This is a genomic window from Actinomycetota bacterium (assembly GCA_028698215.1).
Lineage (GTDB): Bacteria > Actinomycetota > Humimicrobiia > Humimicrobiales > Humimicrobiaceae > Halolacustris.
Window position 1 is genome coordinate 1 of record JAQVDY010000005.1, and the last position, 13,940, is coordinate 13,940.

The window sequence follows — 13,940 nt, forward strand, 5'->3', positions numbered from 1 at the left end:
AAAAGAGCGGCAGTGGTTGACTTAGTACGGCGGTAAAGATAAAATAGTTAACATAAAAATATTTGTAAATAGTTAAATTATATTGCTTGATTTAGGATTTACTGGACACAGTAATTATTAATTTTAGTTTAGATAAATTTTATAAGTATAGGAAAGCATGAGGGTATCTAATAAACAATTGAAAGGGGTTTTTTTAATAAAATTGAATACCTAGTCTCCTTGATATCCGGGAGGTGTAAATACTTATAAAATAACAAATTAGTTAATATTAATTTATAAAGTCAAGCAATATGCTTGGCTTTTTTGTATTAGAGAGAGGATGGTAGAAGTGTTAGAATTATTAAGGTATGGTGCCATAGGGCTGGCGATCCTTGTTATTGGATTTTTAATCGGATTTTTTTACCGGAAATATATTATTGATTCCAGGCTTAATTCTGCAGAACAGAAGGCAAGAAGCATTTTGGGAGATGCTGAAAAAGAAGCTCAAACATTAAAGAAAGAAGCATTGCTGGAAGGCAAGGAAGAGATACAAAACCTCAAGCTTCAGGCAGACCAGGAAATAAAAAGCCAGAGAATTGAAATGCAGAAAATGGAAAACCGCCTTATATCCAGGGAAGAGACTATTGAAAAAAAGGCCCATTATTTGGAAAAGAAAGAGTACGGCCTGGGTTCCAGGGAAAAGGAGCTGGAGCAAAAGAATCAACAGCTGGAGGAAATACTAAAAAAAGAATTGTTAAGGCTGGAGGCTATTGCGGAGCTTACCAAGGATGAAGCCAAAGCGGTGCTGATGAAAAAAATGGAGGAAAAAGCCAAATACGAGGCTTCTAAGGAAATCAGGAAAATAGAAAACAGGCTCAAAGAGGATGCGGATAAAATGGCCAAAAAAATAATCTCTCAGGCCATTCAGAGATGTGCAATAGATCATGTTTCCGAATCCACGGTAAGCGTGGTGAACCTTCCTAATGATGAAATGAAGGGAAGGATAATAGGCAGGGAAGGAAGAAACATAAGAGTATTTGAAAACCTAACCGGTATAAATATCATAGTTGATGACACCCCGGAAGCAGTAATCCTTTCCTCCTTTGATCCCGTTAGGAGAGAAATAGCCAGGGTTACCCTGGAAAACCTGATAGTAGATGGCAGGATCCACCCTGCCCGTATAGAAGAGATGTATGAAAAAGCTTCAAAATTGATAAATAATGAGATTAAGCTGGAGGGGGAGCAGGCAGTATTTGATACCGGTATATCTGAACTCAATCCCGGTATTATCAAGGTTTTGGGCAGGTTAAAATACAGAACCAGCTATGGCCAGAATGTGTTGATGCATTCCAAGGAAGTGGCCTATATTTCAGGCATAATAGCGGGGGAGCTGGGTTATAATATTAAGAAGGCCAAGAGGGCAGGGCTGCTGCATGATATCGGTAAAGCCCTTACTCACGATATTGAAGGTTCCCATGCCAAAATAGGGGCAGAACTGGCCAGAAGGCTGCATGAAGATGAAGAGATATGCCACTCTATAGAGGCCCATCATAATGAAATTGAAGCCAGCAGTATGCTGGACGTAATTGTCCAGGCAGCAGATTCCATATCCGGAGGCAGGCCTGGAGCCAGAAGGGAAACCCTGGAAAGCTATATCAAGCGGCTGGAAACCTTGGAAAACATTGCTACTGAATTTAATGGTATAGAAAAAGCTTATGCCATACAGGCCGGAAGGGAAATCAGGGTTATAGTTAAACCTGAAGATGTTGATGAGGACATGTCTTTGGTCCTGGCCAGGGATATTGCCAGGAAAATTGAAAATGATATGGATTATCCCGGGCAGATAAAGGTTACGGTTATAAGGGAGAGCAGAGCTGTAGATTATGCAAAATAATCCTGACATTAAGAAGTTTTTGGCCGAACTCAATATGTCAGATGTGCTTAATGTAGAAGAAGATTTGGGTAATGGCTTTGTCAGGCTAAAAATATCGGAGGCAGAGAGAAGGCAGGCTCTTCAGGATATAAATTGTGTGGAAGACATAATAGTGGAACTGCTCCGAAACAGTAGGGACGCACAGGCCAAAAACATCTTTATAGCTACTAAAAAATTGGGAGATTCCCAACGGGTTATTCATTTTATAGATGATGGAACAGGTATACCCGAAAAGTTTCAAAAAATAATTTTTGAGTCCAGGGTTACTTCCAAGCTGGATAACGCCAAAAAGGATGCCTATGGGTTTCATGGGCGGGGCATGGCCCTTTTTTCCATTAAGCTAAATGTGGAAGATATCAGTATCACCTATTCTGAACACCAGAGGGGTACCTGTTTTTATGTTATGGTAGATTTAAATGATCTTCCTGAAAAAAAAGACCAATCCATTATGCCCCAGATAACAGAAACCGAAGAAGGCCTTACTGTTATGGGGGGAGTCAATAATATTATAAAGGCCATCATGGAGTTCCAGCTCCAAAACCCGGAAATAACCATTTATTACGGTACCTCTACCCAAATCCTGGCTACCATGAGGAGCAGGGAAAGCCAGTATCCAAAATGGGCAGAGTGGGCTGAACTGTGTAACTTCCTGCAGTCTAATACTGTTAAAATACACGAAATCCCTTTATTGGCTGACAGCTACAATGTACTGGAAGAAATTAGCAGCAGGATTTTTGGCATGGATATATCCCAGAGAAGCATTCAAAGGGTAATCTATGGGGAAATACCGCCTTTGGAGCCTGTTAAAAATAATTATAGGGGACCTGTTCTGGAAGATAAGGAAAAAAAAGAAAGAAATTTAAAACTGTATGATGAAATAGGACTGGTAAATAGGTTTAAACCTGAAGAAATAAAAGGTATAATTAAATCAGTAGCCAAAAAAATAGACAGCATGGGAAATAAATATTTCCTGTCAGTACAAAATGTAGAATACAAAAAGAAAAATAATAGGTTAAACATAGATATAGAATTGAAGCAAAAAGATTGAAATTAAGGTAACAGCATGAAACTTCTGAAGGTTTCTTCAAACTCTAAACCTAATTCAGTGGCCGGGGCTATTGCCGGAGTAATTAGAAGTGAGGGCCAAGTACAGATACAAACCATAGGGGCTGGTGCTTTAAACCAGACTATCAAGGGCATAGCTATTGCCCGCGGTTTTATTGCTCCCACTGGACAGGATTTGGTTTGTATTCCCTTTTTTAAGGATATAGAGGTAAACGGCGAGATAAAGACGGCCATTGTGATTACGGTAGAGCCCAGGTAACCTGTTTTCTTTCCTAAAAAATTACCAACCATGAAAGCATTTATTAAAACATTTGGATGCCAGATGAATGAGTATGACTCGGAGAGGATTGCTTTTTACCTAAGCAGCCAGGGTTATGAGCCAACCAATCAAATTGAAAAAGCAGATATCATCATATTTAATACCTGTGCGGTAAGGGAAAAGGCTAAAAACAAACTCTATGGGCATCTGGGCAACCTAAAAACTTTAAAAAAAGATAACCCCCGGTTAATAATAGGGGTGGGGGGCTGCACTGCCCAGAGCCTGAAGGGCCAAATAATAGAAGATTTCCCATTTGTGGACATAGTATTTGGCACCCTTAATATCTCGGAGCTGCCCCGCCTTATACAGGAAAGCAGCATCACCGGCCAAAGTCTATGCAGTGCCCCTGAAGACGGTTTTGATTATCAGCTGGATCAGGCCCAAAGAGTTTGCTCTTTTAAAGCTTACCTGCCCATAATTACCGGATGCAATAATTTTTGCTCCTACTGCATAGTGCCATTGGTAAGGGGTAGGGAAAAATCCTTGGACCCGGACTTAATTGTAAAAAAGGCCAGGCAGCTGGTATCGGATGGGGTACAGGAAATTACCTTGCTGGGGCAGAATGTAAACTCTTACGGGAATGATCTTGCCATGGGTATAGATTTTGCCCAGCTGCTTAAAAAAGTCAGCGATACCGGTATCCCCAGGATAAGGTTCATGACTTCACATCCTAAAGATTTTAGTTTTGAAGCCGTAGAAGCTATTGCTCAAAGGGAAAACATATTAAACCATATACATCTGCCACTGCAGTCTGGCTCCGATGCTGTTTTAAGCAGAATGAACCGAAAATATGATACCGCAAGGTATATGGATATAGTGGAAAACATAAGGAAAAAAATAAAAGACTATTCGCTTACCACCGATATAATTGTAGGTTTTCCGGGTGAGACCCGTGATGATTTTGATAAGACCTTGGATATGATCCAAAAGGTAAGGTTTAAAAGGGCTTTTACCTTTATTTATTCTGCCCGGAAGGGAACCAGGGCAGCCCTGCTTGAGGATAATATAGAGCTGCAGCAGAAAAAAAAGTGGTTTTATGAACTGGTAGAGGTTCAAAATAAAATAAGTTATGAGGAAAATTTAAAAATGGAAGGCAAGCGGTATAAGGGTTTGGTAGAAGGCAAGAGCCCCAAAGGCCAGGACCTGCTGCAGGCCCGGCTGGATGATAACACTATAGTGCTTCTGGAAGGAAAAGAAGACCTAATAGGAAAGCTGGTAGTGGTGGATATTATGGAAGCTAAGAATTTTTATCTAAAGGGAAAGCTAAATAGTATATGCAGCAGTTAGAAGCCAGGGCGGAAGCCTTAAGAGAAAAATTGGTATCCCAAAAGTCGGTATTGATTATATGCGGCCCTACCGGGGTAGGAAAAAGCAAATTGGCGGCAGATTGGGCGCAGAGATGGAAAACCGGTATTATATCAGTGGACTCCATGCAGGTATACCAGGGGATGACCATTGGTACGGATAAGCAGTACAGTCCTCATTTTAAGCTGTATATGGTAGATCTTTTTACGCCAGACCATTATATTACCGCAGTAAGGTTCAGGCAAATCTGCAGGCCGCTAATAGAACAAAATTTTTTAGATAGGGGCAAAATCCCTATTTTAGCTGGCGGTTCCGGGTTGTACATAAGGGCAGTAACAGACAGATTGAAATTTGCCCCTCCCCAGGATAGAGATATCAGGCATAATCTAGGGGAAAAAATAAAGGAGGAGGGAATAGGAAAATATTACCAGCTGCTTCAGAAGGTAGACCGGCCCTACAGCCTTAAAATTAGCGCCAATGATGAAAGGAGGATCATAAGGGGACTGGAAGTATATTATATAAGCGGAAAGCCTTTTTCTTCATATCAGGATGACTGGGAAGAGAGGGACTCTGACTATAACAGTATATTTATCGGTTTGAATAAAGATAGGAAGCTGCTTTATGCAGATATTGAATCCAGGGTGGACCTTATGTTTGAAAAAGGATTAGTCGATGAAGTAAACAAGCTGTTAGAGCAGGGTTTTGAGCATAGTTTTCCTTTAAAACAGGCGGTAGGATACCGGGAAGTAATTAAATATATCAAAGGGCAAATAGATTTGGAGCAATGCCGCAAGCTGGTTAAGCAAAATACCAGAAGACTGGCTAAAAAACAGCTTACCTGGTTCAGTAAAGACCCCAGGATTAATTGGATAAGAGTAGATAATTATGATAATATTTTGTCTTTAAACCATGATTTTTTAAAAATTATCGAAGAGAGGCTTGATGGCTGATTTACATTTTTCCAAATTAAATGGCCAGGGCAATGACTTTATTCTATTGGACGGAGTAAACCAGGAGATCAATTTGACCCCTAAGCAGGTAGCCTTTATTTGTGACCGGCATTTTGGAGTGGGGGCCGATGGGATTATAATAGCCCGGAAATCCAATAAATATGATTTTAAGATGGATTACTTTAACGCTGATGGTTCAGTAGCAGAAATGTGCGGCAATGGGATCAGGTGCATGGCCAGGTTTCTATGGGATAGGGGAATCACCAGGGAGGATAAAATGGATATTGAGACCTTGGCCGGTAAGAAATCTATAAAAATAGAGTTGCAGGGAGGGCAGCCGGGAAATATTGAGGTTAATATGGGACAGCCTTTATTCGGGCCGGAACAAATTCCGGCCAACTTAAAAGGGGAAGATGAAGTATTTGGCCATAAGATTCTAGCTGCAGGCCAAACCTTTACAGTAAATTTGGTCTCCATGGGTAATCCCCACTGTGTAATTTTTGTTGATTCCAGCCAGGGTTTAAAGAAAATAGATTTAGGTAAGTGGGGCCCAGTATTGGAAGAACACCCCTTGTTTCCTAACAAAATTAATGTGGAGTTTGTTTATGTGCAGAATAAGGAAAGCTTGGATATGAGGGTATGGGAGAGGGGAGTAGGGCAGACCTTGGCCTGTGGGACAGGAGCCTGCGCTTCAGCAGTAGCTGCGGTTAAGCTGGGTAAAATCAAGCCGGGCATAGTCGTAGTAAACCTTCCAGGAGGAACTGTTTGCGTAAATTGGCCAGGCACAGGACCGGTTTATTTAAAAGGTACTGCCAATTATGTATTTGACGGAACGCTTTTCAATATATAGGAAAGGATAGTGGACATGGACATCATAGAATCAGACAGGCTTAAAAATTTGCCGCCTTATCTTTTTGCAGAAATAGACCAGGTTATTAAACAAAAAAAACAGCAGGGGCAAGATGTAATCAGCCTGGGCATAGGTGATCCTGACATGCCTACTGCAGATAAAATAATTGAAGCCCTCTATAAAGGGGCTAATGATCCTAAAAACCATCAGTACCCCTCCAGTTACGGAATGCCTGAATTTAACCAGGCAGTGGCCCGTTTTTACAAGAGTAGATTCCAGGTTGACCTGGAAAGCGCCCAGGTTCTGCCCCTGTGGGGTTCCAAGGAGGGAATTGCCAATATAGCTTATACTTTTATAAACCCTGGGGATTACTCTATTATTCCTGATCCAGGATACCTGGTTTATAAAATTGGCACTATGTTTGCGGGAGGTATATCTTATTCAGTACCACTAATGGAAAAGAATAATTTTTTAATGGATTTAGATAGCATAGATCCTAAAATTGCTAAAAAGGCTAAGATTATGTACTTAAATTACCCCAATAATCCGACATCGGCGGCGGCCAGCCTTCCTTTTTTTGAAAAAGTGGTAGAGTTTGCCAAAGAATATAATATTATAGTATGCCACGATAATGCTTATTCTGATATCTTTGCCCATCCAGGCCAGCAGCCGGTGAGCCTGTTAAATGTTAAGGGTGCCATGGAGGTAGGGGTAGAATTTAATTCCTTGTCCAAGACATTTAATATGACCGGGTGGAGAATTGCCTATGCGGTAGGAAATAAGCAAATTATCAGCAGCCTGGGTAAATATAAAACTAATGTAGACTCAGGTATATTTAATGCAGTACAGCTGGCAGCCATAGAAGCTTTGGATAATTACCAGGAACTGATAGCTGGAAATAATTATGTCTATAATTTAAGAAGAAAAAAGGTAAAGGCTATTTTAGACAATATAGGTATAGAATATTATGATTCAGATTATACTATCTATATCTGGTCAAAAGTACCTTCTGGATTTACTTCTAAATCCTTTGCTAAAATGTTATTGGATAAAGCTAATGTAGTGGTTACTCCCGGGAGTGCTTTTGGGCCTAGCGGTGAAGGTTATTTCAGGATTTCACTAACTATTGATGATGCTCGGCTGGAGGAGGCACTGGACAGGATTAACAGTGTTTTATAAAGGTGATATATATTGATGAATCTGTCAGGTAAACCTGAAAGTAAATTTTTGGAAATTATTAAAGATACCAGGGAAAAAGCATTACTGGTATTAATAAAGAACAGAGATAACCGTTTCAGTTTTGATGAAAATGTCAAGGAGCTTCAGAATCTGGCAGCCAGTGCCGGTGCGGATGTAGAAGAAACAGTAATACATTCCCAGGAGGAACCTAACCCTAAATACTATATAAGTACAGGAAAACTGGAACAAATCAAGCAATTAGTAGAACATAAGGATGTAGGCCTGGTTATTATTGATGAAGAAATAACCCCTACCCAACAGAGAAACCTCCAGGACAAGCTCAGGGTAAAAATAATAGACAGGACTGCCCTTATACTGGATATTTTTGCCCAGAGGGCCCATAGTAGGGAAGGTAAGCTGCAAGTGGAACTAGCCCAGCTTAATTATCTCCTGCCCCGGTTGCGGGGACGAGGCTTAGAGCTTTCCCGGCTGGGTGGAGGTATAGGCACCAGGGGACCTGGTGAAACCAAGCTGGAAGTTGACCGGAGGACTATCCGGAAGAGAATAAGCCAGCTGGAGAAAAAAATAAATCAAATAAGCACTCAGAGAAACACCCAGAGAAAAAGAAGGAAAATTAGCCATACTGCCCAGGTAGCTTTAGTAGGTTACACCAATAGTGGTAAGTCTACTTTATTAAATCAATTAACTAAATCTAATGTAGAAGCTAAAAATATGCTTTTTTCTACTCTGGATTCTACAGTAAGAAAACTTAAAACGGGGCATGGTAGTGAGATTCTGTTATCGGATACTGTGGGGTTTATTGAGAAACTGCCTCATCAGCTTATTGCTTCCTTTAAATCTACCTTAGAGGAAGTTAAACAATCAGATATGCTGCTTATGGTTATAGATACCAGTAATTCTAATTTTGACCAGCATATGGACAGTGTAAAATCCGTATTAAAGGAAATCGGAGCTCACCATAAACCCATATTGAGTGTATTTAACAAGATAGACAAAGTAGATGGGGAAGCAATTAAGAAAATTAAGCTAAAATATCCAGGGTCCATTTTTATATCTGCTTTGACTGGCCAGGGCCTCGATATGCTGATAGAAAAGGTTGAAAGCAGCCTTGCCACTGATTATATTACCTTAACCGTAAAAATACCCTATAGTGAAAATAAGCTTATATCCAAGGTATTTGATCATTGCCAGGTACTGGATAAGAAATATCTGGAAGATAGTGTTTTGCTTACTTTGAGTGCAGATACTCAATTCTATTCCCAGCTTTCAGATTATATATATAAGGGGAGCCTAAGCCAGTATTAAAAATACTTTCTAACCACACCAATTACTTTACCAATTATAGACACATTTTTAGTTATAATGGGTTGCATATGGTCGTTTTCGGGCATTAGCTTTATGTTTTTGCTGGTTTTAAAATATCTTTTAACTGTAGATTCATCTTCCATTAAAGCTACTACTATTTCTCCATTGATAGCTGTGTCTTGCTTTCTAACAATAATATAGTCCCTATCTAATATGCCAGCATTAACCATACTGTCACCTCTAACCCTAAGCAGAAAAACAGGATTATTACCTTTTACAAAATCTTGGCAAAGGGGAAAATAATCTTCAATGTTTTCTTCAGCTAAAATAGGGGTACCTGCAGCAACAGTTCCCACCAATGGAACCATAACGCTCTGGTTTATACTGGAATCTACTGCAGGATTGATCAAATGGTTGGCTTTGGATAAAATTTCAATGGCTCTAGGCTTGCTGGGGTCTCTTTTAATGTATCCCATCTTTTCCAGCTTCTTTAAATGTGAATAAACAGTGGCAGAAGAACTTAAACCTACAGATTTGGCTATTTCCCTTACAGTAGGCGGGTAACCGTTAGATTTTAATGAAGATAAAATAAATTCCAAAATCAGGGTTTGCTTATCACTAATTTCTATATTTTTTCGCATTAGGTCTAGTTCTAAGTATTAATTGTTTTGATTATAGCAGAAAAGCGAACCCATAGCAAACATAGGTTCGCTTTTCTGTAGTTAATTAATCGTCTTCCTTGCTTATCCAAGTCATCATTTTTCGTAATTTTTTGCCCACCACTTCTACCGGATGGTTTTCTTCTATTTTTTTAATGGCATGATAGACAGGCCTGCCTGCCCTATTTTCAAGTATCCAGTCTTTAGCAAATTGCCCGCTTTGGATGTCTTTAAGTATCTGTTTCATATTTTCCCGAGTTTGCTCAGTAATAACTTTTTTGCCTATCATCATGTCACCATATTCAGCAGTATCACTGATGGAGTCCCTCATTCTGGATATTCCCCCTTCATAAATTAAGTCTACTATCAGTTTTAATTCGCTTAAAACCTCAAAATAGGCTATCTCCGGCTGGTAACCGGCTTCTACCAGGGTATCGAATCCAGCCCTTATAAGTTCGGTTGTTCCCCCGCAAAGAACAGCCTGTTCTCCAAACAGGTCAGTTTCAGTTTCTTCCTTAAAGGTAGTGGTGATAATTCCAACCCTTCCTGCCCCTATAGCCTTGGCATAAGCCAGGGCGTATTGTTTGGCCTGGCCGGAATAATCCTGGTATACAGCAATAATAGAAGGCACTCCGCTGTTTTCAGCAAACATCCTTCTAACTATATGGCCAGGGCCTTTGGGAGCTATCATGATTACATCTACGTCCTGTGGTGGTAATATCTGGTTATAATGGATGTTAAAACCATGGGCAAAACATAATATATTGCCCGGCTCCAAATTGGGCTTTATGTCATTATAGAAGATATCTGGCTGCAGCTGGTCGGGAAGAAGGATCATAACCACATCTGCCTGTTTTGCTGCCTGGGCAGCTGAATATACGTCAAATCCCTTTTCCTTTGCTTTCTGGGCAGGGCTGCTGTCTTCCAATTCGCCTATAATGACTTTCATCCCGCTGTCCCTTAAATTTTGGGCATGCGCATGCCCCTGGCTTCCGTAGCCAATAATAGCAAAGGTTTTTTCATTGAGTATCGCGCTGTCAATGTCCCGATCGTAAAATATCTCGACCATAACTCCTCCTAGAAATATTATTTTATATTCATTTTAAAGTAATTAAGAGAAAACTTAAACCTAAATGGGATAAAAAACAAAAATTTTATTGACACAAACGTATGTTCGCCTTATTATTAAATACAAACATATGTTCGTATGGAGGTAAAAATGAAGGTTTTAAATATTTTTAAGGGAACTTTGCTTCTACTGGCATTACTGGTAACTGCCATGTTTACTTTTACTGCTATTTATTTCAACATTAATAAAGTTACAGGGGTAAATGTTTCCAAGTACATCCAAATAGCGGTAGATAAGCCTGCAAAAGTTGAAGAAATTGCAGCCAGTTATTCTGATCCTGCTGCTAAACATAAGTTTATAAATGAAACCATGAGGGTCAATTCTATAAATTCAAATGGCTATATAAGCAACCGTACCATAATAGTGCCTGTATTTGAGTAAGGGTTTTAGTCAAAAAATTACAAAAAATAATAGAACACACCATATAATCTTAGCCAACCCATATTATTCACTACCTTTTGGGTAGCATCCAAACTTTTCAAATGGAATAAAAAACGAAGTAATCAATTGTCAATTTGTTAACAAACAGTATAAAATACTAAATAACTGTAAGTTATTTAGTATTTTGCTATTAAGAAACCCTATGTCTGGTTGTTAAAGATAGCTTTAATATGAAACTGGCAAAATTAGCCAAATAGGGTAGAGGGGAGGCAAGGGCAGGTATTAATGCCAAGAGGGTGTAATTTTGGATACCCTTATAATTTTATTTATTTTAATAATCCCTGTTCAGCATAATAGGTTATTAGATTATTAATTACTAACTAATTAATGGAGAAAGGTTAGTTATGGAAAATAAGATTAAGATAATAGAAAAAGCGCTTGAAGCTGGAAATGGTATTCTCAGGCTGAATCCAGCATGGGTAGCCAGGAATTTTTTGCCGCCTGGCAAAAGGTTGGGGCTGGCGGAAGATGCATATGATAAAGGCCAGAGAGGATGGATTACTGAAAGATGGCTGGCATCAACCACCAAAGCTGATAATGCAATTGGTCCGGAGGATGAAGGGTTAAGCTACCTGAATATTGAGGGAGCCAGCATTACATTAAAAGAGGCTATAGACCTGCTAGGTACCATAATTATGGGTAAAGAATATTCCCGCAGCCATAACGGGTTGGGAAGGTTGCCCAAAATTTATGATTTTGGAGACAGGATTCCTTATCACATACACCAGATGCAGAAAGATGCGGTAAAAGTTGGCAGGAAATCTAAAGATGAAGCCTATTATTTTCCAGAAGGAGTAGATGTCGGCCCTCACCCCGAAACCTTTTTTGGAGTCCACCCTTATATATATGACCAGAAAAAATTTGATATTCTTCTCCCTTACCTGGAAGATTGGAATAGCGACCTGATTTTAAAGCATTCCAGGGCCTACCAGAATACTCCAGGGGAAGGCTTTATTTTACCCAGCGGAATCCTACATGCCCCTGGTACGGCAGTCACTATTGAGCTGCAGGAGGATTCAGATGTGTTTTCAATGCTCCAGGCTCTAGCTGGAGGTAAAATAATATCTAAGGAGCTGTTGTATAAAGATATAAGCAAGCAAGATCGGGAAAAATATAAAGAGAGGGCTGTTCTGGACCAAATAAACTGGAAGGATTCTGCAGATCCCTATTTTTATGAAAACTATCACTTAGAGCCGCAATTAATAGAAGAGCAGGAAGGAGGCCGAGAATACTGGATTTATTATGGTACCAATAAATTTAGCGGCAAGAAACTGGTTGTAGAACCGGGAGGTGAATTTACCAGTAAAGATAATGGAGTTTATAATATAGTTGCCTGGAAAGGTAAAGGAATTTATGGGGGGAATGTAATTGAAGCCGGCAATTTCGGCCTGGATGAGTTAATGGTAACCCATGACTGTGCCCTAAAACCTTTAATTATTAAGAATACGGGTAATGATGAATTAATTATATTTAAGTTCTTTGGACCCGATATAAATAAAGACCTACCTCAGCTAAAAAAATATAAACCTTAAATGTTAGGACTTAGCTAAAAGATAAACATGCTATAAAAGGTTAATAACATAGTTTAAGGTTAAACATTTAAGTAAAACTTTATAGTTATGTCTTTATAATTAATGTTTAATTTAAAGCTTAAAATATGTAATTAATACCGAAATTAGTATATTTTAATTACTTAAAACCAGGATAGAAAGGATTTCTATATAATGGTAACTATTAATGTAAAATCAATTGATAAAAACGCTAAGTTTCCCACTTACGCTCATCCCGGGGATGCTGGAATGGATCTGTACAGCAGGGTAATGATAACTTTAAAACCCATGGAAAGAAAGAAAATTCCTACCGGTATACAGGTGGCTATACCTGAAGGTTATGCCGGATTTGTGCAACCTAAATCTGGATTGGCCATTGATAATGGAATAGCGCTGGTAAACAGTCCAGGGCTAATTGATTCAGGGTTTAGGGGTGAAATATGTGCAATCTTAATTAATTTAGACCAGAAACAGGATTTTATTATAAATAAAGGCGATAAAATATGCCAGTTGGTTATACAAAAAGTAGAGAAAGCTGAAATTAAGACAGTTAGCCAACTGGATAATACCAGTAGGGGGAAGGGAGGGTTTGGCAGCACTGGAAGATTCTAATTTAGTAATACCAAACCCAAACAGGACATTGCTTATACAAAAAGATTAATTCATTTCACCTTCAAGCGCATAAAAATTTAAAGCACATTATTTAAATTATTGCCCTGCCCCTAATGTTTACTGAGATATTTATCTATTATTATGACTACTATATATTACTAATTAGTATAAAAGATATAATTATAGATGTCTATATTGTAACATTTGTTATAATATGAAAAGATTTATGGTAAATTATCTTATATTTTATGCCTAAACTAATGGCTTAACCTGGTTTGATAGCAAATTAACTGAATAGTTTATATACCATCAAATTTTTTTAAAATAATGGATTCTTATACATAAATAATAATAAATTAGGACCTTGGAGAATGGCCGGTTGGGCAAGGCCATGTTATGGAGATCTGAGCTTAAGTTCCAAAAATAATATTACTAGCGCTGACAGGGTTATAGTTAATCATTTATGAAAATATAAATTAATCATCTATCAGAAACAGAAGCAATTAAAAGGTCTATATTGGCCAAAGAGAAGAAACTTAAAAACAAAATAATTGAGTTAGAATAAATAGATTATTTTATTTAAATTTTTACATTTTATAGAAGTAGGCTAGAAAGGCATGTGAAAGCGACTTTTTTAGGACAA

Annotated in this window: 13 protein-coding genes; 11 read left to right on the forward strand and 2 right to left on the reverse strand. The window is 38.7% G+C overall.

Annotated features, from left to right (window positions below):
- The first annotated feature begins 319 nt into the window (after window positions 1-319).
- From rny to hflX, 8 genes are read left to right on the forward strand one after another with little or no spacing between them, the layout of a single operon-like run.
- Entirely contained in the window at window positions 320-1,873 is a 1,554-nt protein-coding gene (gene rny, locus PHN32_02615) for a ribonuclease Y (protein ID MDD3776482.1), read from the forward strand.
- Window positions 1,863-2,960: an ATP-binding protein gene (locus PHN32_02620; GenBank protein MDD3776483.1), complete on the forward strand. Its 1,098-nt coding sequence runs from the start codon at window positions 1,863-1,865 to the stop codon at window positions 2,958-2,960. Before rny ends, PHN32_02620 begins: the two co-directional genes overlap by 11 nt.
- Window positions 2,961-2,975: 15 nt before the next feature.
- The gene (locus PHN32_02625) at window positions 2,976-3,236 is read left to right on the forward strand and encodes a stage V sporulation protein S (protein MDD3776484.1); all 261 of its coding nucleotides are present in this window, start codon (window positions 2,976-2,978) and stop codon (window positions 3,234-3,236) included.
- Window positions 3,237-3,266: 30 nt separating this feature from the next.
- On the forward strand, window positions 3,267-4,583 hold the full coding sequence (gene miaB, locus PHN32_02630) for a tRNA (N6-isopentenyl adenosine(37)-C2)-methylthiotransferase MiaB (GenBank protein MDD3776485.1): 1,317 nt from the start codon (window positions 3,267-3,269) through the stop codon (window positions 4,581-4,583).
- Window positions 4,571-5,551, forward strand: a complete 981-nt coding sequence (miaA, locus tag PHN32_02635) for a tRNA (adenosine(37)-N6)-dimethylallyltransferase MiaA (GenBank protein ID MDD3776486.1) — start codon at window positions 4,571-4,573, stop codon at window positions 5,549-5,551. Before miaB ends, miaA begins: the two co-directional genes overlap by 13 nt.
- Window positions 5,544-6,401, forward strand: a complete 858-nt coding sequence (dapF, locus tag PHN32_02640; protein ID MDD3776487.1) for a diaminopimelate epimerase — start codon at window positions 5,544-5,546, stop codon at window positions 6,399-6,401. Before miaA ends, dapF begins: the two co-directional genes overlap by 8 nt.
- 15 nt (window positions 6,402-6,416) lie before the next feature.
- Window positions 6,417-7,580, forward strand: a complete 1,164-nt coding sequence (locus tag PHN32_02645) for an LL-diaminopimelate aminotransferase (protein MDD3776488.1) — start codon at window positions 6,417-6,419, stop codon at window positions 7,578-7,580.
- Between the two features lie 15 nt (window positions 7,581-7,595).
- Window positions 7,596-8,906, forward strand: a complete 1,311-nt coding sequence (hflX, locus tag PHN32_02650; GenBank protein ID MDD3776489.1) for a GTPase HflX — start codon at window positions 7,596-7,598, stop codon at window positions 8,904-8,906.
- Here hflX and lexA read toward each other — a convergent pair.
- Window positions 8,903-9,547 carry a transcriptional repressor LexA gene (gene lexA / locus PHN32_02655; GenBank protein ID MDD3776490.1) on the reverse strand — a complete coding sequence of 215 codons (645 nt, stop codon included), beginning with the start codon at window positions 9,545-9,547 and terminating at the stop codon, window positions 8,903-8,905. The two genes, hflX and lexA, sit on opposite strands and share 4 nt — an antisense overlap.
- A gap of 85 nt (window positions 9,548-9,632) precedes the next feature.
- A complete protein-coding gene (gene ilvC / locus PHN32_02660; GenBank protein MDD3776491.1) occupies window positions 9,633-10,634 on the reverse strand; it encodes a ketol-acid reductoisomerase in 1,002 nt (333 codons plus the stop codon).
- Window positions 10,635-10,784: 150 nt separating this feature from the next.
- On the opposite strand from ilvC, the gene PHN32_02665 reads away from it, so the two are divergent.
- The 3 genes from PHN32_02665 (at window position 10,785) to dut (ending at window position 13,297) form a co-directional block, all read left to right on the forward strand.
- The gene (locus tag PHN32_02665; GenBank protein MDD3776492.1) at window positions 10,785-11,075 is read left to right on the forward strand and encodes a hypothetical protein; all 291 of its coding nucleotides are present in this window, start codon (window positions 10,785-10,787) and stop codon (window positions 11,073-11,075) included.
- A gap of 404 nt (window positions 11,076-11,479) precedes the next feature.
- Window positions 11,480-12,667 (forward strand): hypothetical protein, encoded by a 1,188-nt coding sequence (locus tag PHN32_02670; protein MDD3776493.1) that lies wholly within the window; start codon window positions 11,480-11,482, stop codon window positions 12,665-12,667.
- Between the two features lie 192 nt (window positions 12,668-12,859).
- Complete coding sequence (gene dut / locus PHN32_02675; GenBank protein ID MDD3776494.1) at window positions 12,860-13,297, forward strand: dUTP diphosphatase; 438 nt, start codon at window positions 12,860-12,862, stop codon at window positions 13,295-13,297.
- The last annotated feature ends 643 nt before the right edge of the window (window positions 13,298-13,940 follow it).

What these genes read in the sequence shown, in the direction of transcription:
- rny (MDD3776482.1), top strand. Translation starts at nt 320, where the DNA reads ATGGTAGAAGTGTTAGAATTATTAAGGTATGGTGCCATAGGGCTGGCG.
- PHN32_02620 (MDD3776483.1), top strand. Translation starts at nt 1,863, where the DNA reads ATGCAAAATAATCCTGACATTAAGAAGTTTTTGGCCGAACTCAATATG.
- PHN32_02625 (MDD3776484.1), top strand. Translation starts at nt 2,976, where the DNA reads ATGAAACTTCTGAAGGTTTCTTCAAACTCTAAACCTAATTCAGTGGCC.
- miaB (MDD3776485.1), top strand. Translation starts at nt 3,267, where the DNA reads ATGAAAGCATTTATTAAAACATTTGGATGCCAGATGAATGAGTATGAC.
- miaA (MDD3776486.1), top strand. Translation starts at nt 4,571, where the DNA reads ATGCAGCAGTTAGAAGCCAGGGCGGAAGCCTTAAGAGAAAAATTGGTA.
- dapF (MDD3776487.1), top strand. Translation starts at nt 5,544, where the DNA reads ATGGCTGATTTACATTTTTCCAAATTAAATGGCCAGGGCAATGACTTT.
- PHN32_02645 (MDD3776488.1), top strand. Translation starts at nt 6,417, where the DNA reads ATGGACATCATAGAATCAGACAGGCTTAAAAATTTGCCGCCTTATCTT.
- hflX (MDD3776489.1), top strand. Translation starts at nt 7,596, where the DNA reads ATGAATCTGTCAGGTAAACCTGAAAGTAAATTTTTGGAAATTATTAAA.
- lexA (MDD3776490.1), bottom strand. Translation starts at nt 9,547, where the DNA reads ATGCGAAAAAATATAGAAATTAGTGATAAGCAAACCCTGATTTTGGAA.
- ilvC (MDD3776491.1), bottom strand. Translation starts at nt 10,634, where the DNA reads ATGGTCGAGATATTTTACGATCGGGACATTGACAGCGCGATACTCAAT.
- PHN32_02665 (MDD3776492.1), top strand. Translation starts at nt 10,785, where the DNA reads ATGAAGGTTTTAAATATTTTTAAGGGAACTTTGCTTCTACTGGCATTA.
- PHN32_02670 (MDD3776493.1), top strand. Translation starts at nt 11,480, where the DNA reads ATGGAAAATAAGATTAAGATAATAGAAAAAGCGCTTGAAGCTGGAAAT.
- dut (MDD3776494.1), top strand. Translation starts at nt 12,860, where the DNA reads ATGGTAACTATTAATGTAAAATCAATTGATAAAAACGCTAAGTTTCCC.